The 24,624-nt window shown below is 59.8% G+C and carries 26 protein-coding genes; 12 read left to right on the forward strand and 14 right to left on the reverse strand.

From position 1 onward, the window contains the following. Nucleotides 1-39: 39 nt before the first annotated feature. Complete coding sequence (locus ACTG3X_RS03920) at nt 40-342, forward strand: hypothetical protein (RefSeq protein WP_439109930.1); 303 nt, start codon at nt 40-42, stop codon at nt 340-342. Between the two features lie 17 nt (nt 343-359). Here ACTG3X_RS03920 and ACTG3X_RS03925 read toward each other — a convergent pair whose 3' ends face one another. Next, the gene (locus tag ACTG3X_RS03925) at nt 360-1,163 is read right to left on the reverse strand and encodes a 3-hydroxybutyrate dehydrogenase (RefSeq protein ID WP_439109931.1); all 804 of its coding nucleotides are present in this window, start codon (nt 1,161-1,163) and stop codon (nt 360-362) included. Continuing rightward, nucleotides 1,160-2,680: a class I adenylate-forming enzyme family protein gene (locus ACTG3X_RS03930; RefSeq protein ID WP_439109932.1), complete on the reverse strand. Its 1,521-nt coding sequence runs from the start codon at nt 2,678-2,680 to the stop codon at nt 1,160-1,162. Before ACTG3X_RS03930 ends, ACTG3X_RS03925 begins: the two co-directional genes overlap by 4 nt. Before the next feature lie 108 nt (nt 2,681-2,788). On the opposite strand from ACTG3X_RS03930, the gene ACTG3X_RS03935 reads away from it, so the two are divergent. The 4 genes from ACTG3X_RS03935 to aat all read left to right on the forward strand — a co-directional run bounded on the left by ACTG3X_RS03935 (nt 2,789) and on the right by aat (nt 5,975). Then, nucleotides 2,789-3,340, forward strand: coding sequence for a LuxR C-terminal-related transcriptional regulator (locus ACTG3X_RS03935; protein WP_439109933.1), 552 nt, complete (start codon nt 2,789-2,791; stop codon nt 3,338-3,340). Between the two features lie 146 nt (nt 3,341-3,486). Further along, nucleotides 3,487-3,981 (forward strand): acetyl-CoA carboxylase biotin carboxyl carrier protein, encoded by a 495-nt coding sequence (accB, locus tag ACTG3X_RS03940; RefSeq protein WP_439109934.1) that lies wholly within the window; start codon nt 3,487-3,489, stop codon nt 3,979-3,981. Between the two features lie 9 nt (nt 3,982-3,990). Then, complete coding sequence (gene accC, locus ACTG3X_RS03945) at nt 3,991-5,343, forward strand: acetyl-CoA carboxylase biotin carboxylase subunit (RefSeq protein ID WP_439109935.1); 1,353 nt, start codon at nt 3,991-3,993, stop codon at nt 5,341-5,343. Then, complete coding sequence (aat, locus tag ACTG3X_RS03950) at nt 5,340-5,975, forward strand: leucyl/phenylalanyl-tRNA--protein transferase (protein WP_439109936.1); 636 nt, start codon at nt 5,340-5,342, stop codon at nt 5,973-5,975. Before accC ends, aat begins: the two co-directional genes overlap by 4 nt. Here aat and ACTG3X_RS03955 read toward each other — a convergent pair. Genes ACTG3X_RS03955 through ACTG3X_RS03965 form a run of 3 tightly spaced genes read right to left on the reverse strand, consistent with a single transcriptional unit; the run spans nt 5,939 to nt 7,153 of the window. Beyond that, nucleotides 5,939-6,301 (reverse strand): DUF2155 domain-containing protein, encoded by a 363-nt coding sequence (locus ACTG3X_RS03955; protein WP_439109937.1) that lies wholly within the window; start codon nt 6,299-6,301, stop codon nt 5,939-5,941. The genes aat and ACTG3X_RS03955 overlap by 37 nt on opposite strands. Then, complete coding sequence (mlaD, locus tag ACTG3X_RS03960; protein WP_439109938.1) at nt 6,298-6,756, reverse strand: outer membrane lipid asymmetry maintenance protein MlaD; 459 nt, start codon at nt 6,754-6,756, stop codon at nt 6,298-6,300. Before mlaD ends, ACTG3X_RS03955 begins: the two co-directional genes overlap by 4 nt. Before the next feature lie 13 nt (nt 6,757-6,769). Next, entirely contained in the window at nt 6,770-7,153 is a 384-nt protein-coding gene (locus ACTG3X_RS03965) for an NADH:ubiquinone oxidoreductase subunit NDUFA12 (RefSeq protein WP_439109939.1), read from the reverse strand. 177 nt (nt 7,154-7,330) lie between these two features. On the opposite strand from ACTG3X_RS03965, the gene ACTG3X_RS03970 reads away from it, so the two are divergent. Then, nucleotides 7,331-9,097: an FkbM family methyltransferase gene (locus ACTG3X_RS03970; RefSeq protein ID WP_439109940.1), complete on the forward strand. Its 1,767-nt coding sequence runs from the start codon at nt 7,331-7,333 to the stop codon at nt 9,095-9,097. A 73-nt stretch (nt 9,098-9,170) separates the two neighbouring features. Here the strand turns inward: ACTG3X_RS03970 and clpX are convergent, their stop codons facing one another. Together clpX and ACTG3X_RS03980 are read right to left on the reverse strand one after the other, a co-directional pair. Beyond that, the gene (clpX, locus tag ACTG3X_RS03975) at nt 9,171-10,436 is read right to left on the reverse strand and encodes an ATP-dependent Clp protease ATP-binding subunit ClpX (protein ID WP_439109941.1); all 1,266 of its coding nucleotides are present in this window, start codon (nt 10,434-10,436) and stop codon (nt 9,171-9,173) included. Nucleotides 10,437-10,568: 132 nt separating this feature from the next. Next, nucleotides 10,569-11,201: an ATP-dependent Clp protease proteolytic subunit gene (locus tag ACTG3X_RS03980; protein ID WP_439109942.1), complete on the reverse strand. Its 633-nt coding sequence runs from the start codon at nt 11,199-11,201 to the stop codon at nt 10,569-10,571. A gap of 181 nt (nt 11,202-11,382) precedes the next feature. Between ACTG3X_RS03980 and ACTG3X_RS03985 the strand changes: the two genes are divergently transcribed. Then, nucleotides 11,383-12,396 (forward strand): GlxA family transcriptional regulator, encoded by a 1,014-nt coding sequence (locus ACTG3X_RS03985; protein ID WP_439109943.1) that lies wholly within the window; start codon nt 11,383-11,385, stop codon nt 12,394-12,396. A 129-nt stretch (nt 12,397-12,525) separates the two neighbouring features. Here ACTG3X_RS03985 and ACTG3X_RS03990 read toward each other — a convergent pair whose 3' ends face one another. From ACTG3X_RS03990 to soxC, 5 genes are all read right to left on the reverse strand, one after another. Next, nucleotides 12,526-13,794, reverse strand: a complete 1,269-nt coding sequence (locus ACTG3X_RS03990; protein ID WP_439109944.1) for an FCSD flavin-binding domain-containing protein — start codon at nt 13,792-13,794, stop codon at nt 12,526-12,528. A 29-nt stretch (nt 13,795-13,823) separates the two neighbouring features. Continuing rightward, nucleotides 13,824-14,516, reverse strand: a complete 693-nt coding sequence (locus ACTG3X_RS03995; protein ID WP_439109945.1) for a c-type cytochrome — start codon at nt 14,514-14,516, stop codon at nt 13,824-13,826. Next, a complete protein-coding gene (locus ACTG3X_RS04000) occupies nt 14,506-15,099 on the reverse strand; it encodes a thioredoxin family protein (RefSeq protein WP_439109946.1) in 594 nt (197 codons plus the stop codon). The genes ACTG3X_RS03995 and ACTG3X_RS04000 overlap by 11 nt, the downstream gene beginning before the upstream one ends. Before the next feature lie 92 nt (nt 15,100-15,191). Continuing rightward, complete coding sequence (locus ACTG3X_RS04005; protein WP_439109947.1) at nt 15,192-16,235, reverse strand: c-type cytochrome; 1,044 nt, start codon at nt 16,233-16,235, stop codon at nt 15,192-15,194. Beyond that, nucleotides 16,219-17,496 carry a sulfite dehydrogenase gene (soxC, locus tag ACTG3X_RS04010; RefSeq protein WP_439109948.1) on the reverse strand — a complete coding sequence of 426 codons (1,278 nt, stop codon included), beginning with the start codon at nt 17,494-17,496 and terminating at the stop codon, nt 16,219-16,221. The genes ACTG3X_RS04005 and soxC overlap by 17 nt, the downstream gene beginning before the upstream one ends. Nucleotides 17,497-17,674: 178 nt before the next feature. On the opposite strand from soxC, the gene ACTG3X_RS04015 reads away from it, so the two are divergent. Together ACTG3X_RS04015 and ACTG3X_RS04020 are read left to right on the forward strand one after the other, a co-directional pair. Next, nucleotides 17,675-18,781, forward strand: coding sequence for a GSCFA domain-containing protein (locus ACTG3X_RS04015; RefSeq protein WP_439109949.1), 1,107 nt, complete (start codon nt 17,675-17,677; stop codon nt 18,779-18,781). Next, a complete protein-coding gene (locus ACTG3X_RS04020) occupies nt 18,778-19,455 on the forward strand; it encodes a hypothetical protein (protein ID WP_439109950.1) in 678 nt (225 codons plus the stop codon). The genes ACTG3X_RS04015 and ACTG3X_RS04020 overlap by 4 nt, the downstream gene beginning before the upstream one ends. A gap of 14 nt (nt 19,456-19,469) precedes the next feature. On the opposite strand, the gene ACTG3X_RS04025 is transcribed toward ACTG3X_RS04020, so the two are convergent. Next, complete coding sequence (locus tag ACTG3X_RS04025) at nt 19,470-20,249, reverse strand: SDR family oxidoreductase (protein WP_439109951.1); 780 nt, start codon at nt 20,247-20,249, stop codon at nt 19,470-19,472. A 135-nt stretch (nt 20,250-20,384) separates the two neighbouring features. On the opposite strand from ACTG3X_RS04025, the gene ACTG3X_RS04030 reads away from it, so the two are divergent. Then, nucleotides 20,385-21,389 carry a Hint domain-containing protein gene (locus ACTG3X_RS04030; RefSeq protein ID WP_439109952.1) on the forward strand — a complete coding sequence of 335 codons (1,005 nt, stop codon included), beginning with the start codon at nt 20,385-20,387 and terminating at the stop codon, nt 21,387-21,389. Here ACTG3X_RS04030 and ACTG3X_RS04035 read toward each other — a convergent pair. Next, nucleotides 21,386-21,784: a BrnA antitoxin family protein gene (locus ACTG3X_RS04035; RefSeq protein ID WP_439109953.1), complete on the reverse strand. Its 399-nt coding sequence runs from the start codon at nt 21,782-21,784 to the stop codon at nt 21,386-21,388. The genes ACTG3X_RS04030 and ACTG3X_RS04035 overlap by 4 nt on opposite strands. A 176-nt stretch (nt 21,785-21,960) precedes the next feature. Here ACTG3X_RS04035 and ACTG3X_RS04040 point away from each other — a divergent pair, with 176 nt between their 5' ends. Beyond that, nucleotides 21,961-23,568 (forward strand): peptide chain release factor 3, encoded by a 1,608-nt coding sequence (locus tag ACTG3X_RS04040; protein ID WP_439109954.1) that lies wholly within the window; start codon nt 21,961-21,963, stop codon nt 23,566-23,568. 74 nt (nt 23,569-23,642) lie between these two features. Continuing rightward, on the forward strand, nt 23,643-24,578 hold the full coding sequence (locus ACTG3X_RS04045; RefSeq protein WP_439109955.1) for a glycosyltransferase family 2 protein: 936 nt from the start codon (nt 23,643-23,645) through the stop codon (nt 24,576-24,578). Nucleotides 24,579-24,624: the final 46 nt, after the last annotated feature.

Here is a 24,624-nt window from a genome sequence, read left to right on the forward strand (position 1 = left end):
TATTGGTCGTTGGTGGGGGCTTCCGTGAGGGAGCCACAAATGTCGTCAATAGAAAGTCTGGGCAACGCATCACAACCGCGCTCTGCCACATCCAGTGCCATGCAAGACCGCTTGGCCGCAAGTCAAACCGCTGCGCCGCCAGCTGCCGCAAAACCCGAGCTGCAAGTTGCCGTTCAGCAAGCAAACGGTGCGGATACGACCCGTATCATGATGGAAAGCCGCCCCAAAGAGGCCGCCTCCCAAGCACCGAAGCTGCCCATGGGCACGTCAACAGCCGCCTACCTCATCGAAATGCGCTTGTCTCAGGAGCTTGCCGAGGTGCAAGAAGAGCTGAAGGGCTAAGGGCCTGCTGGTTTGGTTTACTGAGCCGTCCAGCCACCATCCACAGGGATGGTCGTGCCCGTGACATTGTGCGCCACCCGCGCACAGAGCCAAAGCGCAAGCGCTCCGACCTCGGCAGGGTCAGAGGTGCGCAAAGACGGTTGCTTTTCGCCCAATAGCGCCGCGATACCTGCATCGCGGTCGCCCCCGTGTGCCGCGGCGCGCGCCTCGATCTGGGGCTGGATGATCGCTGTCTCCGTCCAGCCAGGGGCGATACAGTTTACCGTGACGCCCCCGCTCTCCTTGCTGCCCGCGCTCGCATATTCCAGCGCCGCGACACGGCTCAGGCCCACAAGGCCAAACTTTGCGGCCACATAGGGCGCTTTGTCTTTGCTCGCCACAAGCCCGTGTACAGAGGCAATGTTGATCACCCGCCCAAAGCCGCGCGTGGCCATCGCAGGCATAAGCGCTTGCATAGTGTGAAACGCCGCCGACAGGTTTATCGCCAAGACCGCCTCCCAAACCGCACGGGGCATCTCGGCCAAAGGCGCTGTGTGCTGGATACCCGCGTTGTTGACCAAAATATCAACATCGCCCCAGGCCTGCACCTCGGCCAGCATGGCGTCAATCGCGCCCGTATCGCGCATATCACCCGCAAAAAAGCGCACCTCTGGCGCACCGGCTGCGCGCACAGCCTCGACAGCGGCCTCCGCCTCAGCCGCGCTGGCCAGCCCATGCAGCGCCACAGCTGCGCCCGCACCGCCAAGCGCCTTGGCGATCTCAAGCCCAATGCCCTGCACCGACCCTGTCACAAAGGCGGTCTTTCCGCTCAAATCCCTCATGACATCTCCTCCAACATCTGGCGCAGCTCTGTCTTGAGCACCTTGCCGTAATTGTTTTTTGGCAAAGCCCTGAGTGCGAAATAGGCTTTGGGGCGCTTAAAGCGCGCAATATTTTCAAGGCATTGAGCATCAAGCTTGCCGCTGTCCAGCGCCGCGCCGTCCGCCATCACCACAAAAGCCACCACATCTTCCCCCCACTCGGGGTGCGCACGCCCGACAACGCTCACTTCTTCCACCTCAGGCAGCTCCAAAAGCACCTCCTCCACCTCGCGGGGGTACACATTGCTTCCGCCCGTGATGATCATGTCTTTTGAACGGTCGTGCATGGTGATGTAGCCATCAGCATCCATGCTGCCCATATCGCCCGTCATCAACCAACCGTTCACCAGCGTCTTGGCCGTGGCCTCGGGGTTCTTCCAGTAGCCATGCATCACAGTGTCCCCGCGCACCATGATTTCTCCCACCTCGCCCACAGGCAAAGGCTTGCAATCCGCACCACCAATCATGACCTCCACAGCCGATTGCGCCCGCCCCACAGAGCCAAGCCGCGCCCGCCAGCGCGGGTGGCTGCGGTCGCTCACATCGTGGCGGCTGAGTGCCGCAATCCCCATGGGGCACTCGCCCTGCCCGTAGATCTGCAAAAACACAGGGCCAAACCAGTCCACCGCCTCGATGATATCCGCCGTATACATCGGCCCACCCGCATAAACGACGCTGCGCAAACCCGCACCGCGCGTGCCAGCGGCCTTGGCGGCCAGCGTCATCCGCTTCACCATAGTGGGCGCAGCAAACATATGAGCGCGGCCAAAATGCGCCGCGAGGTCAAAAATCTCGGCCTCATCAAACCCGCCAGACGGCGGACAAACATGGCGCGCGCCGACCATCACATGCATGATGTTGTAAATACCAGACCCATGGCTCAGCGGCGCAGCATACAGCGCCGCATCATCGGCACTCACCTGATCTGCATCTACAAAATAGCACAGCGCCATACTCCGCAGCATCTTGTGGGTGATCATAACGCCCTTGGGCCGCCCCGTTGTGCCCGAGGTGTAAAACAGCCAAGCAAGGTCATCGCCCTCGCGCGCCATAGGTTCTGTCAGCGAAGCCCCCGTCAGAATCGCCCCATACTCGGGCGTTGTCACATCAACCAAGCGCGCCGCACAGCCCACCTCCTCCAAGGCCTCCGTGAGACTTGGCGAGGTAAAGACAATTTCGGCCTCCGCATTGTCAATAATCCAGGCAGCCTCACGCCCGTGCAGCTTGGCATTGATCGGCACGGCAACAGCCCCCGCCATCCATATCCCGTATTGCACCACAAGATACTCGGGCACATTGTTCATGAAGATAGCAACAGGCGCGCCCTCAGCCACACCGGCGCTCTGCAAAAACGCAGCCACCTGCCCGGCCTGATGCAAAAACGCGCCGTATGTGGCGACACAGGTTTCTCCCAAAAACAACGCCGCCCGCTCAGGGCTCAGCACGGCTGTACGGCGCAAATACTCGGCAATATTCATCATGACCTCCCAGACATCGGAGCAATCAAACACCCCGCCAAGCGCAGGTGCAATGCCGTAGTACTACGCGCCCTTGCCGCGCGCGCCAAAAGCAGGCAATCTCACCTGATGACCCACGATGCCCACACAGATATGGCTTTCACACATGCCCCCATCGGGCTGATTGTATTGGAAAACCGTATTATCAAACACGCCAATGCCTTTTTTGCCGAAATGTTCGGAGACACGGCAGACAGCTACAGGGACAGCCCGCTTGAAGAGCTCTACCCGTGCCGCGAAGACTATGAGCGCATCGGCGAGCGCAGCCTTGCCGTCATGCGCAAAACGGGGCGCTGTGCCGACGAGCGCATCATGCGCCGTCGCACAGGCGAGCTTTTCTGGTGCCGCGTGCGCGGCCAAAGCCTCACCCCTGATGACCCGTTTCGTCGTGGCATCTGGAGCCTTGCAGACCTGTCACAAGAGCGCCCGTTGGTGGCCCTGACAGCGCGCGAGCGCGAAGTCGCCATTCTCACCTGTCGTGGCTTCACCTCCAAGGAAATAGGCCGCGAGCTGGGCCTGAGTTTTCGCACGATCGAAGTCTACCGCGCACGCCTGCAAGAAAAGTTCGGCGCCCGAAAACTGGCCGAATTGGTGGCCAAACTGTCCGGAATGCCGCTATGAGCCGCAATTTCCCCTCGCTATTCAAAGTCAAAGGCCTCAAAACAGGCGTGAGACATGTGGCTTTTCACGCCCAATAACTTCGCCTATAAGGCGCAAAAACCTGACGCTCCGTCACCTTCGTACGGAGCCAATAAACCGAGGACATGATGACAAAAAAAGACGGCACTCATCAAACCGACGTCGCCTTCATTGAGGCACTGGCAAAAATCTTGGGCGAAAACGACCTCACCGAGCTGAATGTAAAGCGCGAGTATGGCGACAACGACAGCCTGAACGTGCGCGTGAGCCGCAAGACAGAAGTTGTGCAGCATGTTGCAGCGCCTGTTGCCGCCGCGCCCATGGCAGCAGCCCCCGCCGCTGCAGCGGCCCCGGCAGCCGCCGCGCCTGCAGAAGATCCTTCAAGCCACCCGGGCGCGGTAAACTCGCCCATGGTCGGTACGGTCTATCTTCAGGCCGAGCCTGACGCCCCTTCATTTGTCTCTGTTGGCCAGCGCGTCAGCGAAGGCGATACGCTTCTCATCGTAGAAGCCATGAAAACAATGAACCATATCCCGGCCCCCAAATCGGGCGAGGTTAAGCGCATTCTCGTCTCCGATGGCGATGCCGTCGAATATGGCGCCCCCTTGATGATTATCGAATAAGGCCCTGACATGATTGAGAAAGTCCTTATCGCCAACCGCGGTGAGATCGCCCTGAGAGTCATTCGCGCCTGCCGTGAAATGGGCATTCAGAGCGTCGCCGTACACTCCACCGCCGATGCAGATGCGATGCATGTGCGCATGGCCGATGAAAGCGTCTGCATTGGCCCCGCGCCAAGCACCGAGAGCTATTTGTCGATCCCTGCCATCATCGCCGCCTGCGAAATCACAGGCGCACAGGCGATTCATCCCGGCTATGGCTTTCTCTCCGAAAACGCCAATTTCGTGCAAATCATCGAAGACCATGACCTGATCTTCATCGGCCCGACAGCCGAGCACATCCGCGTGATGGGTGACAAGATCACCGCCAAAGAAACCATGATCAAGCTGGGCGTGCCCGTTGTTCCTGGCTCTGAAGGCGGTGTTGCCACGCTCGAAGATGCACAGCGCATCGGCGAAGACATCGGCTACCCAGTCATCATCAAAGCCACAGCAGGCGGCGGTGGCAAGGGCATGAAAGTGGCTCTCAACGCAGCTGAAATGGAAAGCGCCTTTCACACCGCGCGCGCCGAGGGCAAGGCAAACTTCGGCAATGATGAAGTCTATATCGAGAAATACCTCACAACGCCCCGCCACATCGAAATTCAGGTGTTTGGCGACGGCAAAGGCAACGCAGTGCACCTTGGCGAGCGCGACTGCTCGCTCCAGCGCCGCCACCAGAAGGTTTTTGAAGAGGCCCCCGGCCCCTCCATCACCCCAGAAGAACGCGCACGGATCGGCAAGGTCTGTGCCGACGCGGTCGCCAACATCAACTACATCGGCGCAGGCACCATCGAATTTCTCTATGAAAACGGTGAGTTCTACTTCATCGAGATGAACACACGCCTGCAAGTAGAGCACCCCGTGACAGAAGCCATCTTCGGCGTCGATCTTGTGCGCGAACAGATTCGTGTGGCCGAAGGGCTGCCGATGTCGTTCACCCAAGATGAGCTCCAGATCAATGGCCACGCCATCGAAGTGCGCATCAACGCTGAAAAGCTGCCCAATTTCTCGCCTTGCCCGGGCAAGATCACGCAGTTTCACGCCCCCGGTGGCCTTGGCGTGCGCATGGACAGTGCGCTCTATGACGGCTACTCGATCCCGCCCTACTACGACAGCCTCATCGGCAAGCTCATCGTCCATGGCCGTGACCGGCAGGAAGCGCTCGCGCGCCTGCACCGTGCGCTTGGCGAGCTGATCGTTGATGGCATCGACACAACCGTGCCACTCTTCCACGCGCTTCTGGCCGAGGAAGACATCCAGACAGGCGGATACAACATCCACTGGCTGGAGCACTGGCTCGAAACACACCTCGGAGAGGCATGAGTCTTACGCCCGAAGTTGTGCTTCACGCCTATGCTTCGGGCGTCTTTCCCATGTCGGAGGGGCGTGACGACCCCGAGATTTTCTGGGTCGATCCGCGCGAGCGCGGCATCATCCCGCTCGATGGGTTCCACATCTCCCGCAGCCTTGCACGGCAGATGAAAAAAGGCGGCTACACCCCCGCTCTCAACCATGATTTTGCCGCTGTCATCACCGCCTGCGCCGACCGTGAAGACACATGGATCAACGCAGATATCGAGCAGGTGTTTACAGCCCTGCACCATGCAGGCTTCGCCCATTCTTTTGAAATCTGGCGAGGTGACAGGCTCATCGGCGGCACCTATGGCATCGCTCTGGGGCGCGCGTTTTTTGGCGAAAGCATGTTCAGCCGCGCAACGGGGGGCTCAAAGCTGGCCCTCGCCCATCTCGTCGACCATCTGGCGCGCACAGGCTTCACACTGTTTGACACGCAGTTTCTCACGCCCCATCTGGCCAGCCTTGGCGGCATGGAAGTGAGCCGGGCAACCTACCGCGCCGCCCTGCGCGAGGCGCTGAGCAACAAAGCAGATCTCTTTTCCGTGGCGTTAGAGCAAGACCCTCACTGCGTCTTGCAGCGCGTCACCCAGACGTCATAGCGCGCATGGTCAAGCGCATTGAGCGCAGGCGCCGAGGCAATCATCCAGCCCGAAAAAACGCTGTCAGCCTTGCCAATTTCGCGCACAGTCACAAAGGCATAGGCATCCCCTGAAGGGTTGCCCGCAGGATAGCGGCACTCGCCCAACGAGACGACAAGCCGCCCGAACTCGGCACTGGTGCCATTGGCAAGGTCAATGTCTGTGGTCTTGCCGTTCACCTTGTCGAGCCCGCGCAAGATCGCACCAGCCCCAAGGCTCACGTCTTCGGCCTGTGCCGCCCCGGCGGCCGCCAGCCCCAAAGCCAGAACAAGCCCGCGAAGCCTCATTCGCCGCCGCCCGAGCTATCACCCGCGACAAACTTAAGAAGCAGTGAAATCAGCGAAACCGACCCTTGCGTGTCCAGAATCTCATCGCCCTCTTCATAAAAGAACGGTGATCCACCGGGCATGATCTCGACAAAGTTTCCGCCCAAAAGCCCCTCTTGGCTCACAATCACAGCGCTATCATCAGGAATCTGCACCCCTGTTTTCACACTGATCGTTGTGTCTGCACGGTAGGTGTCAGCATTCAGGTTTACACCTGTAACAGTGCCAACCTTCACACCCGCAAGGCGCACATCGGTGCCAACCGTCACGCCCTCAAGCGAGCGGAAGGACGCATTCAAAGGATAGCCAGCGCCCTGCGCGGCAAAGCCCGTGGCTTGCCCGGTGTAGAGCACAAAGGCCACCGCAGCGGCCAAAACTGCGCCACCAACCAATACTTCTGTTGTGTTTTCAGACATTTACCAGCCACCCTTACTCAGGAACCCAAGCCTCGTAATCACGACGCTCCTTCGGCTCTGCGCGGCGCAGCGAGCCTTCTGGCGCATAGGCCAGTGGCGTACCTGTGTGGTTTTGCTCATGCGGCTTTTCCCAAGCCTTACGCACCAAAGGCGCTTTTGTAGGCGGCTCTTTATAGGTGTGGTGCAGCCAGCCATGCCATTCCGCGTCCACGCGGCTGGCCTCGACTGTCCCGTTAAACATCACCCAACGGCGCTTGCCGTCGCGGGTTTCAAAGAACTTGTTGCCCTGGCTGTCTTCGCCCACAGGCTGGCCTTTGCGCCAGCTGTAAAACTGGGTGTTCAGTGTCGAGCCGTTCCACCAAGTGGCAACCCGCAAAATTTTCTTCAAAATGCCCATGAGAGCCTCCGCAATTCTTGGGTCAGATATGGCCCAATTTGCAGCCAACGTCCAGCCTCGCTTGGCCCCAAAGCCACCAAAGCACGAAAACTTCGCGACACTCCGCTCAAAGCCATAGCTCCGCCACGGCGATTTTGTTACGCTCGGCAAAACATAAGTAATCGAGCCGCACAAATTATGACGAGTACAATAAGTTCCCCGCCTGTCGCCGAGTGTCTGGGCGTCAAGGTGCCCGCGTCCCCCTACCTCACAGAGACCCGCATCGCGCGCATCAATGCCGCGCGCTACGAGGGTCAGGAGATCGCAGGGGCGCTTCATGTCATAACGCGTGACGACCGCGTCATCGAGATGGGCGCAGGCCTCGGAATTGTCGGCGCTGTCACCCAGCTCAACACACGCCCCGCCGCGATGGTCTCTTTTGAGGCCAACCCCAACATGATCCCCCACATCAAGGCGCTCTATGCGCTCAACCGGATCAAATCCAAAATCAGGCTGCACAACAAAGTCTTACTCACAGAACCAGAACCGCCTGAAAGCGTTGACTTTTTCTTGCGCAGCAGCTTCCTTGGCTCCTCTCTCACAGACACAGCAGCGCGTGACACAACCGCTGTGAGCGTGCCAACAACCCGCTTTGAGCCTCTGCGCAAACGCTTCAAACCCACCGTGCTGCTGATGGATATCGAAGGCGGCGAACTGGCCTTTTTGCGCCACGCCAACCTCGAGGGCATCCGCGCCATCGTGCTTGAATTTCACCCCGAAGCCTACGGCAAAGACGGGATGCGCGAATGCAAGGATATCCTGCGCAAGGCGGGGTTTTCCAAGGTCAACGAGGTGAGCACCCGCTTGGTCTGGACCTGCCTGCGCGGCCCCGACGCGCCCCACACAGCCCCCGACCCAGAAACAGGCTGGTCGCGCAAGCTGACCGCAATTGAGGGCGCGATCGTTGTGCCCCCGGCTGTTCCGGGCCTCGTGCAGCCCACAGGCGTGCTAACAGCACAGGGCGACTACCTGCCGCAAAGCGCGCTCTGGCGCCGCAGCCGCCCGCTCACAGAAGCCCCTGCAATGCCTCAAGAGACGCCACAAAAGCTGGCTGGCACTTGGCTCTGGGGCGGGCAGCTCTGGCTGCACTTCGGGCATTTTCTGGCCGAAAGTACCCCCCGCCTCTGGGGGCTCGGGGCCTATGCAGGCCAGATCGATGGCATCATCTTTACCCCAAAGCGCCCCCGCAATGGCGGGCTCATCAAAGGCTGGCAGCGCAAGTTCTTTGCCGAAATCGCGCCAAACCTGCCGCTTCATGTGGCGACCACGCCAACAGAGGTCGAGCGCCTGATCATCCCGGGCCAAGGCTTCGGCCTCGGCGCGATCACACGGGGCACGCCCGAGTTCCGCAGCTTCATCGCCAGCTCTTTTGGTACAGAGATCGCGCCCGAAGGTCCCGAAAAGCTCTATATCTCCCGTTCCAAATTCGAGTTTCGCAAAGGCTCTCTTGTGGGCGAGACCGAGCTAGAGGCGCATCTGGCCGCGCAGGGCTATGAAATATTTCACCCGCAAGAGCATGATATCAAAACACAAATCGCGCGCTACAAAGCCGCCAAGCACATCATCGCCGCAGAAGGCTCTGCCATTCATATGGCGGCGATGGTGATGGGCCCGCAGCAAAAGCTCGCCATTGTCGTGCGCCGCCGCTCTTCGGCCACGCACTACATCGAGAGCCACCTGCACGCCTTTGCAGGGGTCACAGCCCATAGCGTTGACGCCCTCGTGCGCAGCTGGATGCCTGAAGGCGAGACAAAAGCCCGCCACGCCATTGGCGAGATCGACTTTCCCAGCTTGCAAGCCGCGCTGCACAAGGCCGGCTTTATAAGCGCTCCAGATAGCTCTTGGGAAAACTTCCCCAAAGCCCGTGTTCAGGCGCTTTTGGGCGCAGGCTTCCGCCCCGTTTGAGCCGCTCCCAAATGAAAAAGCCCCGCGCCTTTTTCAGGCTGCGGGGCTTCATCTCTCAAAAAACGTCCAAGCCTTAGCTTGCAGCGCCTTCTTTTTTCTTCTGGTCTGCATAGATGATCAGCGGCTGCGCATCCGAGGTCACAGCCTCTTCGTTCACAACGACTTCTTGCACGTTCTCAAGGCCCGGCAAGTCAAACATCGTATCCAGCAGGATATCTTCAAGAATAGAGCGCAGACCGCGCGCGCCTGTCTTGCGTTCAATCGCACGGCGCGCGATCGCTTTCAGCGCATCGTCGGTAAACGTCAGCTCGGCGCCCTCGATCTCAAAGAGGCGCTGGTATTGCTTCACCAGAGCGTTCTTCGGCTCTGTCAAAATCGTCACAAGCGCGTCTTCGTCGAGGTCTTCCAAGGTTGCCAAAACAGGCAGACGGCCCACAAACTCGGGGATCAGACCGAACTTGAGCAGATCTTCCGGCTCAAGTGACTTGAACGTCTCGCCGATGCCGACAAGGCTTTCGTCGCGCACATCGGCGCCAAAGCCCATGGCCGAGCCTTTGCCGCGCTGCTTGATGATGCGGTCAAGGCCCGCAAAAGCACCGCCGCAGATGAAGAGGATGTTGGTCGTGTCCACTTGCAGGAACTCCTGCTGTGGATGCTTGCGCCCGCCCTGCGGCGGCACAGAGGCTACCGTGCCTTCCATCAGCTTCAAAAGCGCCTGCTGCACCCCCTCGCCCGAAACGTCACGGGTGATTGAAGGGTTTTCAGACTTGCGCGTGATCTTGTCGACTTCGTCGATATAGACAATCCCGCGCTGCGCTTTTTCAACATTGTATTCGCTGGCCTGCAAAAGCTTGAGGATGATGTTTTCCACATCCTCGCCCACATACCCCGCCTCTGTCAGCGTCGTCGCATCGGCCATGGTAAACGGCACATCCAGAATCCGCGCCAGCGTTTGCGCCAGCAAGGTCTTGCCGCAGCCCGTCGGGCCGATCAGCAGGATGTTTGATTTTGACAGCTCGATGTCCCCGCCCTTCTGGGCGTGGTTGAGGCGTTTGTAATGGTTGTGCACAGCCACAGAGAGCACGCGCTTGGCTGTCGCTTGCCCGATGACATAATCATCCAGCACACCACAGATTTCTTGTGGCGTTGGCACCCCTTCGCTCGACTTCAGGCTGGAGCCTTTTGTCTCTTCGCGAATGATATCCATGCACAGCTCGACGCATTCATCACAGATAAAAACGGTCGGCCCCGCAATCAGCTTGCGCACCTCATGCTGGCTCTTGCCGCAAAAGCTGCAATAGAGCGTGTTCTTGCTGTCACCGCCTGAATTACTCGACATCAGTTCGCCCTTTCTGGCCTTCGTATCTCGCGTGTCGGGCGCTGTCTTGCCCGAACGCTTGGTGCTGGAGGGCTAGCTTAGGTCAGCCAGCGCCCCGCCACAATCTCAAATTCGCCTCACCCCGTGCAGAGGTCAGGCCTCATCATCACCCGATTTATCGCGGTTGGTGACGATCTCGTCAATCAAGCCCCAGTCCTTGGCCTCTTCAGGGCTCATAAACTTGTCACGCTCAAGCGCGGCTTCCACATCGGCCAGCTTCTGGCCCGTGTGGTGCACATAGATCTCGTTGAGGCGGCGCTTCAGTTTCAGCGTCTCTTCAGCGTGGATCATAATATCGCTGGCCTGCCCTTGGTAGCCGCCCGAGGGCTGGTGCACCATCACACGGCTGTTGGGGAGGCTAAAGCGCATGCCCTTTTCGCCGGCTGTCAGCAAAAGCGAGCCCATGCTGGCCGCCTGCCCGATCACAAGGGTCGAAACCTTGGGCTTGATGTATTGCATCGTGTCATAGATCGACAGACCGCTTGTCACCACGCCACCGGGCGAGTTGATATACATGCTGATCTCTTTTGAGGGGTTTTCCGCCTCAAGGTGCAAAAGCTGCGCCACAATCAGGCTGCTCATCCCGTCGTGCACAGGGCCGTTCAGAAAAATGATGCGCTCTTTGAGAAGGCGCGAAAAGATGTCATAGGCGCGCTCGCCACGGCTCGTCTGCTCAACCACCATAGGCACAAGCGTATTCATGTATGTTTCAAACGGGTCTGTCATCGTATCCTGCCTGCTCTTTGGGTCTGATCCGAGCTATATCGGATCATTGCTAACAGAGTCTTAGTGGTGCGCTCAAAGGGCTGCAAGGCCCGATGGCCCGTTTTTGCCCTCAAGGTCTTCTTGGCGCAGTCACGATTGTGGTATAAAGCGAGCTGTCACGCCGCCAACACAGGAGCCGCCCATGTCCGACACGCCCCGCTCCTTTGTCGAGAAAGGCTCCTCGGCACATTTTGATGTCGAGTTTGATGGCCAGACAGACACGTTCCACTTTCTGCTTCTGCCCAAAACCACCATGCTCGCCGTGGCCGCAGCCATCGAGCCGCTGCGCATCGCCAACCAGATCACAGAAAAACCGCTCTACAACTGGTATACGCTCAGCGAAACAGGCGCGCCCGTCACCTGCTCCAACGGGATGCGCATCACCCCTGACAAACCCCTCGAAAGCCTGCCCGCAGGCGCACAGTGCTTTGTCTGTGGCGGGGTTGAGCCCGAGCGCAACATCTCGGCCCCCGTTCTGGCCTGGATCCGCCGCGAGGCCCGCTTTGGCCGCCGCTTTGGCGGCATCTGCACAGGCACATTCGCACTGGCCGCCACAGGCCAGATCAAAGACCAGTATTTCACCCTCCATTGGGAAAACCAGCAGCGCTTTCGCGAAGACTACCCCGATCTGTCCCCGACAGACCGCCTCTACGAAATCGACCGTGGCCTCATCACCTGCGGAGGCGGCAACGCCAGCATTGATATGATGCTCGCCCTGATGGAGCGCCGCCATGGCCCCAAGCTGGCCGCCGTCGTGGCCGATATGTGCCTGCACGGGCGCGCCACCAGCTCCAAGTCGTCCCAGACAACGGCCTCCTCTGCCGCCATCGGCTCGCGCAACCCGCACCTGCTGGCCGCGCTTGAGCTCATGCGCGAAGAGGTCGAAGACCCGCTCTCCATGTCTGATATCTGCACACGCCTCGGCGTCTCGCGCCGCCAGATCGAGCGGCTGTTTCTGCGCCACATCGGCCAGCCACCCATGCATTGCTACCTCGAAATCCGCCTCGCCCGCGCGCTCGCCTACCTCAAAGAAACCAATATGACAGTGGCCGATGTCGCCGTCGCGACGGGGTTCTCCTCTTCAAACCACTTCACCAAGCGCTTCAAAGAACGCTACGGGCGCACCCCGCGCAGCTACCGCGTCAGCTGGAGCTAAGCCCCTCCAACGAGAGAGCCGCCCAATCACCAGGTCTTTCTTTTTGCCCCAAATATCCCGGGGGGAGCGCGAGGGGGGCTGGCCCCCCTCGCCTGGTCGGACTGTGCGCAAGCACAGTCCGAAGCCCTGCTACGCCCCGAACATGTCTGCGGTGATCCCCGCATACCAGCCGATGCTTTCTTCATAAGTGGTCTTGCGCAGCGCCGCGTCTTCGCCTGTTGCGCTGATAAACCCGTCCACCTTGGCGATTTTTTCGTCCGTCGCCTCATAGGTTGCCCCGACTTTCACACCATCATCCGTGTCAATCAGGCTCCAGCAGGTGTTGGAGAACTTCGCGGGAAACACTTTGCTCCCCGTCAGCGCGCCGCGCACGGCCATGGCACATACTTTCGCCTGTGAGTTGGCCGAATAGCCCGATTTGGGCATATCGCCCTGATTGGTCGCATCGCCCAGCACATAGATGTTCTCGTCCTTGCGGCTTTGCATCGTGTGGCCGCTCACAGGGGCCCAGTTGCCCTCGTTCACGCCCGCAAGCTCGCAAATCCGCCCGGCTTTCATGGCAGGGATCACGTTGCAGACATCCACTTTCGTGACCTCGCCATCAATGCTCACCGTCATATCATCGGCGTTCACTTCCACGTTGCCACCGCCGAACTCTTCGCCGATCCAGTCCACCATCCCGTTGTAATGCTTGCCCCATCCCTCCTGAAACAGTGCCTGCTTTGAAAACTTGGGCTTGGGATCAGCCACAATAATCTTCGCGGTCGGGTTTGTCTCTTTCAAGACATGCGCCACCATCGAAATCCGCTCATATGGCCCGGGCGGGCAGCGGTACGGGTTGGGCGGCGCCACCATCGCAAAGACACCGCCCTCAGGCATCGCCTCGACCTGCGCTTTCAGCAGCTCGCTCTGCGACCCCGCCTTATAGGCATGGGGCATCTTGTTTTGCTGGCTCACGTCCCAGCCGGGCACCGCGCCATCTACAAAGTCGATACCGGGGCTGAGGATGAGCTTGTCATAGGGCAGCACAGCGCCGCCCGCGAGGGTCACGGTCTTGGCGGCCGCGTCCACATCAATCGCCCAGTCATGCACCACATTCACACCCGCGTTGGCCAGGCCGCCATAAGAGTGGCCCAGCGAGCTGATCTCGCGGAACCCGCCGATATAGAGGTTGGAGAAAAAGCAGGTGTAATATGCACGGCTCGGCTCGATCAGCGTCACGTCAATCTCGCCCTTGCCATCCTTGGCCAGATAGCGCGCCGCCGTTGCACCGCCTGCGCCCCCGCCAATGACAATCACCTTGCCCGCGCCGCCGCCAGCGGCGCGCACATGCGGCGCACTGAGCAGCGTGGCCGCTGCGGCACCTGTGCCTATAAAGGCTCTTCTATTGAGTTTCATTTGGTCTTCCTCCCTTATTTATTGAACAGTTACTCGACACTCTTAAAGTAAGCCGCCAGCGCCGCGATCTCCTCGTCGCTCAAGCGCCCCGCCATCATCTGCATCACAGGATGTGGCCTGATCTTGCGCTTGTAGGCGTGCATTGCCACCACAAAGTCTTCCTCGGGCCACTGCGTGATCGAGGGGATGCCGTCATCCGCCCCGCTCTGCTGGTGGCACGAGCTGCACTCGCTGGCGAGATATTCGCCATACTCGGGGTCTCCCACAATCGCGAGGATCTCAAGCGGCAGCTCCACCTCTTTGGGCACACCCGTTGGCTGCGCCTCAGGAATGTTGGACGGATCGTCCGAGAACGTCCGCAAATAGGCCAAAAGGTCGGCCCGCTTTTCTGGCTCTTTGATGCCGCGAAAGTTCATCCGCGTATCCGACACAAGCGCCTTCGGGTTCTCGATATAGGCGTCCAATGTGGTCAAATCCCAGACAAGCCCTGCCGCGCCCTCGCGCAGCAAGCCCTTGGAATATTTATACTCTTGCGAAAATTCACCTGCCGCTCGCCCGAAAATCCCGTTCAGATGCGGCCCGACACGGTGCTTGGCGCCATAGCCAATCTGGTGGCACGAGGTGCAGGTGTGATACACCTTCGCGCCGCGCTCCACATCGCCAATTTCTTCGGCCTGTGCCGTACTCGCCAAAAGTGCGAGCGTCACCACCCTACCAAACATCCGGATCAATCCCTCTCTCCTCCAGCTCCACAAACTTATCCTGCAAATACCGCTGGAAGGTTTGCCCCTCAAATTTCGCCTCGGCCACATACTCCAGCGATGACAGGTAATGAAACGGCTTCAGGTAGCCCGGCATCCGAAATGTCTGAGCCTTGCCAATACTTTGCGCGCCCCTGTTCATGTTGTGAGCCAAAATAGTGGTGGGCGTAAAGTTCACCCCCCACTTCGCCGCAAGGTCACGCTCTTCCAGCGCCTCCCCATCAAAATCAACCACCTCACGCGCCCCGAACATATCAAGCTGGATCACGTCAAAATGGGTTTTGATATAGTCGCTGATCTCGCTGCGCGCGAAGTTTACCTCATGCAGCTCGCGGCAATACGGGCAACCGTTTTGCTCATACAAAATCATCAGGTGCCGCCCGTTGTCGGCCGCAGCCGCAAGGTCGTCTCCGAGCTCTAGAAATGTATCAGAAAACCAAGGCTGCTTGTGCAAGCCATCATCGCCAAGCATCGCAGCAAGCGCTGTGCTGGCTGAACCGAACGCTGCCGCGCTCGAAAGCGTAAACTGCCGTCTTGTCAGCATAGTCCCTCCTCCCAAAGGTTCCTGCTCACATCATGGCACAGATTCGCCAAATCGCAAAACGGGGACGCTCCAAAAAGCGCCCCCGTTTGATATTATTCAGAGAATGATTTCAGATATTCCGTCACAGCGATAATATCTTTTTCTTTCTTCAGGCCTGCGAACGACATTTTCGTCTTATTCACAAAGTCACGCGGCTTGGTAAGGAAGGCGGCCATGTTGGCCTCGTCCCAGATCACTCCGCTTTCGCCCATTTCGGCCATCGTCTTGGAGTATTTGAAGTCTTCGATGTGCCCCAGCTTGGCGCCCATCACCCCGTTCAGGATCGGGCCTGTGCGGTTCTTGGCGCCGTCACCTACCTGGTGGCAGGCTTTGCACTTCTTGAAGACCTTCTCGCCCTCAGCCACAAGCGCCATATCCAGCGCTGCAACTTCTACGGCAGCCTCTTCAGCCACAGGCTCGGCCGCAGCTTCTTCTTCCATAGCTGCAGGCTCTGCGGTGGGGTCATCAGGTGAGTTCGGATCGCCTTTGAACACTACGTTCTTGGTGATCTCCACGTCGCCGTCCTTGCAGTTTTCCATGCAGGGCTCACGCACAAAATGCGCCTCGGCTGTCAGACGGTCATCAATGATAAACCCGTCAGCATTGGGCATTTCCACATCCAGGAACGTCTCTTTAGAGAGCACAAAGTCTTCATCAACCAAATCGTTGGAATAGAGAATATACGCTGTAATCGCATAGACCTCATCCGCCGTCAGCGTCTGCGCGGCGCCAAATGGCATGGAGCGGTTGATATAGTCCCATGTGGTCGAGAGGTAGGGCCAGTAAGAGCCGACTGTTTTCAACGGGTCCTTGTGGTCGAGCGTGTCCTTGCCACCGGCCAGCTTGGGCCAGTTGCCCGCACCTTCGGCAAAGTCGCCGTGGCAGACAGCACAGTGCTGCGCAAAGACTTCATCGCCCGTCCAGACATCGCCCGAGCCTTCGGGCAGGCCCGTGCCATCAGGGTGAATGTCCAGATCCCACGCGGCAATCTCCGCATCCGTCGCCGCGCGGCCAAGGCCGAGCTTTTCAGCCGCAACAGGGCTGCTGGCCGCAGCAAGCGCAATGGCGGCAACTGTCAGCTTAAGAAATTTCGACATTGTTGGCCTCCCCGTTTGGCTGCACCCACCATGTCTGGATGCCGTTGTTGTGATAGATCGAGTTCTCGCCGCGCACGTCGCGCAGCTCGTTTTTCGTGGGCTGGACATAGCCCGTCTCGTCCATCGCACGGGCCTGAAGGAACATTTCCTCCCCGTCCCATGTGGTATCAAGGTAAAAGCGTGTCAGCGCCATGCGCTCACCCGGCTTGGCAAGGCGGGCTGTTTCCCACGTTTTGCCACCGTCTTTTGACACATCCACCCGCGTAACCGCGCCGCGGCCAGACCACGCCAGACCGCTGATAACCATCGGGCCTTTGCCGTGCTTGATAGGCATCTGCGGGCTCGGGCTTGTGATGATGGATTTCGCGTCCATCTCCCATGTCCACTTGCGGCTCGTGCCGTCGGCCAGCGTGTCGGTGTATTTTGAGGTTTCTTCACGGCTTTCAACAGCAGCATCGGTCACTTCGATGCGGCGCAGCCACTTGACCCACATGTTGCCTTCCCAGCCCGGAACGCAAAGACGCACAGGATACCCATGCTCCATGCGCAGCGCTTCGCCGTTGGCTTTAAAGGCCACAAGGCAGTCGTCCAGCGCTTTTTCCATCGGGATGGAACGGCCGTTTGAAGAGGCATCCGCACCTTCAACATAAACCCACTTGTCTTTCAGGTCGCCCGCCGCATCAAGGCCGGCTTCTTCCAGAAGCGTGCGCAGCGTGACGCCCGTGTATTCCATGTTGTGGATCATACCGTGGGTATATTGCGCGCCGTTCAGCTGTGCGCCGGCCCACTCCATACCCGTATTCGCGGCACATTCGCAGAAATACACGTGGTTTTCGCGTGGAAAGCGCTCAAGGTCTTCATATGTAAACACCAGCGGCTGATCGACCAAACCGTTGATCATCAGGCGGTAGTCTTCTTTTTTCAGATCAATCGCACCCGAGTGGTGGCGCTCAAACGCGCACCCTTGTGGGGTGATTGTTCCGTCAAGCGCGTGAATGGGCGTAAAGTTGATCGAGCTGATCTGGTCAGCCGTCAGCCATTCAACAGTGCGGCGCACCACGTCGCTCTCATATTCAATCGGCAGGCCATAGGGTGTCTCATCGACCCCGGCTCCAAGGCCACTGGCCCATTCCTGCACTTCAGTAATCAGCGGGTCATCTGCCCGCGCCGTACCGGCCACTGCCGCCACAGGCACAGACGCAGCCGCTGCTTTCAAAAAAGCGCGCCGCGATGGCCCTTTAATTGCCGAGTTCTCCGTCATCGAATCTCGCCTCCCTATTTTCGATCTTATTCACGATATTGAATTTAACCCGATTTGTATACCATCATATTCAACGAAGTGAATGAAGAATTGACACAAGCTTCACCAAGCCGCCAAGCGCGCCTTGACGCAGGCAAGCCCATGGCCGACACTTGCCCAAAAGACCAAGGCCGCGTGTGTGGCCACCAGTGATAAGTTGAGCCGTATGAGTGACACCCCCTATTCTTCCCAGCCGCCCAAGGCGTTTTGGCGCACAGGCGTCGCCGATGCGGGCATCTGGGGCTATGAGAGCCTTTTCCGCTCCAAGTGGAAGCTTCCCGCCAATGCCGCTTTTGCCACCTATGGCAGCTGTTTTGCGCAGCATATTTCGCGCGCGGTGCAGGCCAATGGCAAACCATGGGTCAATGCCGAGCCAGCGCCCGCCTCGGCCTCGCCCGCACTGGCGGCAACGTTCGGCTACGGCGTCTACTCGTCCCGCACAGCCAATATCTACACCGCGCGGATGCTGGAGCTCTGGGTCGCCCTCGCCCGCACGCCCGCGCTCTGTGACAATATCGAAATCTGGGAAGATGATCAGGGCCGCTTTCGCGACTCCCTGCGCCCCGCCATCGAGCCTGACGGGTTTGAGACCCGCGAAACCTGCCTTGAAATGCTGCGCGCCACGGCCCGCGCCTTTGGCCGCTCGGCCCGCGAGGCACAGGTCTTTGTCTTTACCATGGGGCTCACCGAGGGCTTTGAACACGCCGAAACAGGCCAGCCCTACGCGCTCTGCCCGGGCACGCTTGCAGGCACCTATGATGCGGCCCGGCACCGTTTTGTAAACTACCGCTACCCCGCGATCCTGAAATCCATGCGCACCGCCATTCGCGGGCTGCGCAAGCTCAACCCCGAGCTCAAGTTCCTGCTCACGGTCTCGCCTGTGCCGCTCACAGCCACCGCCACAGACCACCACGTGTTGCTCGCCACGCAATATTCAAAGTCGGTCTTGCGCGCCGTTGCGGGGGATCTGGCAGAAATGGCAGCCGATATCGACTATTTCCCCAGCTACGAGATCATCGCGAGCCCGCCGACGCGCGCGCAGTTCTTTGCGCCCAATATGCGCTCGGTCGCCCCAGAAGGTGTGGCGCTGGTGATGGAGCATTTCTTCCGCGGCATGCGCTTTTCCAAAAAGACACTGGCTGGCAATGCCACCGAAGCGAGCCGCCGCTCCGCCATCAAGGCCGAGGCCGTGGCCGAAGACCTCGCCTGCGAAGAAATCCTGCTCGACCAAGGGGCAAGCTCATGAGCCGCCTCATTGTGGTCGGCGACAGCCACGCCCGCGCCCTCGCCCTTGGCGCAACGGCTCTGGGCTATGACACGCTCAGCTATGCCACATCAGCCGCCGTCTGGCGCGACGGTGTGGTGCGCCTGCGCGCCGATGGCACACTCGCCTCCGAGCGCCCCCGCGCCCGCGCCAACATCGCCGCGTTTTCAAAAGAGGTCGGCGCAGAGAACCCGCTCACATCCGGCGCGCCCGTGGTGGCCAGCGTGGGCTACCACGCCTCGCAGTTCCAGACCGATATGCGCATGGCCAAACTCGGCCTCACCACGGCCTCCAGCAAATCGGCGCAATCGCTGCTCTCGCCCGCGTTTCTCGCCGCATGGCTCAAAGAGGCCCGCCATGAGGCGCTTGAAGGCCTCGCCACCATCGCCGCCACCGCGCCGCTGGTGGTCGTGACCCCTCCGATGTTTCAGCCCAACCCGCTCTTGGCAGCCCTGAACGAGGCGCTCAGCGCGCTCATCCGCGCCCATGGCCTGCCGCTCTATGACCCGAACACAGCTCTGGCTGGCAAAGACGGCACATTGCCCCACAAATTTGCCCATGACGACGCAAAACACGGCAACGCCGCTTTTGGCACTGCCGTGTTCAAAGACCTTCTGCGCCTCAAGCTCATCGCCAAGCCCAAATCGCAAAAGTAAATTAAAGCAATCTCTTACATCGTGGAGTTAACCGCGCCACCATCCAGCAAAATATTCTGCCCCACCATGAAGCCCGCATATTGCGAGCACATGAAAGCGCATGTCTGGCCAAACTCTTCCGCCGTGCCGTAGCGGCGCGTCGGAATGGTGGCTTCGCGCTGTTGCTTGGCCTCTTCAGGGCTGATGCCCTGCGCCGTGGCCACACCGGCATCAAGCCCCGTTGCGCGGTCGGTCGCGTGAATGCCCGGCTGCAGATTGTTGATGGTCACACCGCTCGGCGCAACCTGACGGGATGTCCCCGCCACAAAGCCCGTCAGCCCCGCGCGCGCAGAGTTGCTCAGCCCCAGCACAGGAATCGGCGCTTTCACCGACTGGCTGGTGATGTTCACAACACGGCCCCAGCCCTGCTTTTGCATATGCGGCACAAGCGCCTGCATCAGCGCAATCGGCGTGAGCATATTGGCATCCAGCGCCGCGACAAAGTCATCGCGTGACCAGTCTGTCCATGTTCCGGGGGGCGGCCCGCCTGCATTTGTGACCAGAATGTCCACATCTCCCGCAGCCGCCAGAACCTTTGCGCGGCCCTCTTCTGTGGTGATGTCGGCCGCCACAGCGACAACCTCGACACCGTATTTGCCAGCAATATCAGCCGCAACCGCCTCCAGCGTCTCCGCGCCGCGCGCGTTCATCACAAGGTTTACCCCTGCTTCGGCGAGCGCCTCGGCACAGCCACGGCCCAGCCCCTTGGAGGATGCGCACACCAGCGCTTTTTTACCTGCAATTCCCAAATCCATGTCGCGTCTCCCTCATGTTTGCGCGCCACAAAACCCCAAATTGCCCCCAATGGCCAGAGCAGAGCCGCAGGCTTGCCGTCCTTTCGCCCCAATCTTAAGATAGCCCTGCCAAAAGTGCTGAGGAAAACAAGTTACATGAGCGAAACCGCCCAAGCCCTTCAGGTCTATCCAGCCGCCATGCTGCCCGTGTCCAACGGGGCCAACCTTGGCGATAATCTCAGCTTTGCCGCTGATCTGATGCTGGATGATTCCTACCAGCTTGCCCCCGAAGCGGCCCCGCAGCGCCTCAGCCTGCATGCGCTTGAAAACGGCCACTTTCGCGTGGCCGATAACACCGAGACAGGCTGTGTCGGGGCAACAGTCGTGCTCGACAGCTGCATCACCCTGATGGACAGCCAGAGCCAGCCCATCGAAGTCTTGCTTCTGGTTGAGGTCGATGGCACGGGCCATGTCGCGCAGGTCTACGCCATGCCACTGGCCCCGCTTGAGCCCAAGTCCGATTACCGCCTTGTCGGCATTGATGCCGAAACCGCGCATTTGCGGTTTGCGCAGGTGGCCTGCGTGTCTTTCACGCGCGGCACCCGCCTCAGCCTGGCCACAGGCGAGCAGCGCGCCGTCGAAGAACTACAGGTGGGCGACAAGCTCCTCACCCGCGATGCAGGCCCCCAGCCCATCCGCTGGATCGGCCAGCACACCGTGCGCGCCATGGGCGAGTTTGCCCCCGTGCACATCGCCAAAGGCACGCTGCACAACGAGCGTGACCTGCTCGTCTCCCCTGATCACCGCCTCTTTGTCTACCAGCGCGAAGACCGCTTGGGCGCAGGCCGCGCCGAAGTGCTGCTCAAAGCCCGCCACCTTCTCAATGGCGAGAGCGTCACCCGTCAGGAAGGCGGCTTTGTCGACTACTTCCAGATCCTCTTTGATGCCCACCAGATCGTCTTTGCCGAGGGCATCGCAGCCGAAACCCTTCTGATCGAGGCGCGCACGCGCTCTGCCCTGCCCGCCGATGTGGCCGAAACACTGGGCGGCACCCTCGCAGGCCACGCCAGCCGCGCTCACAGCGAGTTCGAGGTGGGCCAAAGCCTGCTCAACCGGCCCGATGCGGCCGAGTTGCTCTTGCGCGCCTCGCGCGGCGTCTAGTCCATATCGTCAAACAGCGCCGCCCGCCGCCGCTCTGATCGGGCGCGTTGCAGCTCGATCTTGCGCTCCATATAGCGCTCAAAGCGTGGCAGATGCGTCTGCCCGTCCCAATGGGCGCTCACCTTGCCCGAGGCCAGCCCCAGCCAGTAGAGCCTGAGGATCTGGTTGATCCGCGCGCCATAGCCCGGCCCCATCTTGCGAAACCAGCGCACCATATCGGCGTCCAGCCGCACCGTCACACGTGTCTTGGCCCGCGCGATGGGCTGCGCCTCTTCCAACCCGTCCCAGCTGTCAGGCAGCCCCGTGTCGATCCACTCTTCCGTGAGCGCCTCTTGCAGCTCTTTCAATTCGCGCATCAGCTCGCGCTCTGCCGCCGCTTTTGTCGCCTGTACCATGTGTCACCTCACGTTGTTTTGACAGAGACTGGCAGGCAGGCGTTAAGGTTTTCAAAGAGCAGCGCACGCCTGTTTTGGCGGTGCACGCAGGGTGCACGCCCGGTGCACGCATATCACCCCCCCGGACTCGCTATGTATTCTTGCCAAAGCAGCATTCGTTACCTATACGCGCGCTCATGGCTACAGACCTTTCAAACCGCCCGAAGCTTCCCGCTGAAATTGCCCGCCGCAGAACGTTTGCGATCATCTCGCACCCTGATGCTGGCAAAACCACGCTGACGGAAAAGTTCCTCCTCTATGGTGGCGCCATCCAGATGGCCGGCCAAGTGCGCGCCAAAGGCGAAGCCCGCCGCACCCGCTCTGACTTTATGCAGATGGAAAAAGACCGTGGCATCTCTGTCTCGGCCTCGGCGATGTCGTTTGATTTCAACGGCTTGCGCTTTAACCTCGTGGATACGCCCGGCCACTCTGATTTCTCTGAAGACACCTACAGAACGCTCACCGCCGTTGATGCGGCCGTCATGGTGATCGACGGGGCCAAGGGCGTTGAGAGCCAGACACAGAAGCTCTTTGAAGTCTGCCGCCTGCGTGATTTGCCGATCCTGACCTTCTGTAACAAGATGGACCGCGAGAGCCGCGATACCTTTGAGATTATTGACGAAATCCAAGAGATGCTGGCGATTGATGTCACCCCCGCCAGCTGGCCCATCGGCGTCGGCTCCGAGTTCATGGGCTGTTATGACCTCCTCAACGACCGCCTAGAGCTGATGGACCGCGCCGACCGTAACAAGGTTGGCGAATCTATCAAGATCAAAGGCTTGGATGACCCGCTCCTCGCCGAGCACCTGCCCAAACACCTGCTGGAAAAGCTGCTGGAAGAGGTCGAAATGGCCCGCGAGCTGCTGCCCGAGCTTGTGCCCCAATCGGTGCTCGAAGGCCACATGACCCCGATCTGGTTCGGCTCCGCCATCAACAGCTTCGGCGTGCAAGAGCTGATGAGCGGCATCGGCGACTACGGCCCTGAACCCCAAATACAGAACGCCGAGCCGCGCAAAATCGCCCCCGAAGAAACCAAGGTTTCTGGCTTTGTTTTCAAGGTTCAAGCCAATATGGACCCAAAGCACCGCGACCGCGTGGCCTTTGTGCGCATGGCTTCGGGCCACTTCAAACGCGGCATGAAACTGACCCATGTGCGCACCAAAAAGCCGATGGCAATCAGCAACCCGGTGCTCTTTCTCGCCTCTGACCGCGAGCTGGCCGAAGAGGCTTGGGCCGGCGATATCATTGGGATACCCAACCACGGCCAGTTGCGCATCGGCGATACGTTAACCGAAGGTGAACTTTTACGGGTTACCAACATTCCCTCCTTCGCGCCCGAGCTGCTGCAAGGCGTGCGCGCGATGGATCCGATGAAGTCAAAGCACCTTGAAAAGGCTTTGATGCAATTCGCCGAAGAAGGGGCTGCGAAGGTTTTCAAGCCCAGCATCGGCTCGGGTTACATCGTCGGTGTGGTCGGCGCACTTCAGTTTGAAGTGCTCGCAAGCCGGATCGAGCTGGAATATGGCCTGCCTGTCAGGTTTGAGAACTCACAGTTCACCTCGGCCCGCTGGGTTAACGGTGCACGCCAAGATGTTGAAAAGTTTGTTGGTTTGAACAAACAGCACATCGCAACCGACCACGACGGCGACACAGTTTATCTGACGCGCCTCAAGTGGGATATCGACCGCGTCGAGCGAGATCACCCCGAGATCAACCTCACCGCGACAAAGGAAATGATGGCCTAACCAGACTTGGGGTGGCAAACTGTGCCCATGATGATTGTACCTGTTTTGCCGCCCTTACCCCACGCGAGCGCCACATGACTTGGGGCATTGTCTCAACGGTCAAAGCGCCTCTGGCCGACATAGAGCGCTTCGCCGCCTATCACATCGAGCTGGGTGCCGCGCGCATCTGTATCTATCTGGATGACGACAACGAAGAGGCCTACACAGCCCTCAAGCGCCACCCGAAACTCCGCGTCTTTCGCACCCATGATGCGCACTGGCGCAGCAAAAACCGCCCCCAAAAGCACCAGGCCCGCCAAGGCGCCAATGCCCGCCACGCCTATAAACGCAAGGCCGAGGGCCTTGATTGGCTCGCGCATATTGATGTGGACGAGTTCCTCTACCCGCTGGCCGAGCCCATCAGCGCCCAGCTCGCCGCGCTCCCTTCGGCGTGCATGGCCGCGCGCGTGCGCCCCGTTGAGGCCCTCTGGCACCCGCAAGGCGAAACCCACTTCAAGGCGATGACAAACGAGCGCAAACAACGCCAGCGCGAAACCGAGGCGATCTACCCCACCTTCGGCGCGCACCTCAACGGGGGCTTTCTCAGCCACGTGGCTGGCAAGCTCTTTGTGCGCACAGGCGCAGACGAGGCCGATTACCGCATTCACAATGTCTACCTGAACGGCGTTGAAAACCCGGGGCAGGAAGAGCTGCTCGGCACCGAGCTGTGCCATATGCACGCCACCAGTTTTGAGCATTGGATGCAAAACTACCGCTACCGCCTTGCCCACGGCGTATACCGCGCCGAGCTGAAGCCCAACCGCCCCCGCGCAGCAGGCGGCCTAACCATAAACGAGTTGTTAAGCACTCTGGAGCAAACTGAAGGCGTCGAAGGGCTGAAAGCGTTTTATGAAGAAGTCTGCATAGCAACGCCCGAGCTTTTGGCCCGCCTGAAGGCCCACGGCCTCTTGCGCAGCCACAGTCTTGCGCTTGAGGCTGCGCGCCAAAAGCACTTTCCGAGCGGGGCCTAACCGCCCCATAGTGCCCTATATGCGCCCATAGAGCCTTCCAAAAGGC

It is taken from the genome of Lentibacter sp. (genome assembly GCF_965658795.1).
GTDB lineage: Bacteria > Pseudomonadota > Alphaproteobacteria > Rhodobacterales > Rhodobacteraceae > Lentibacter.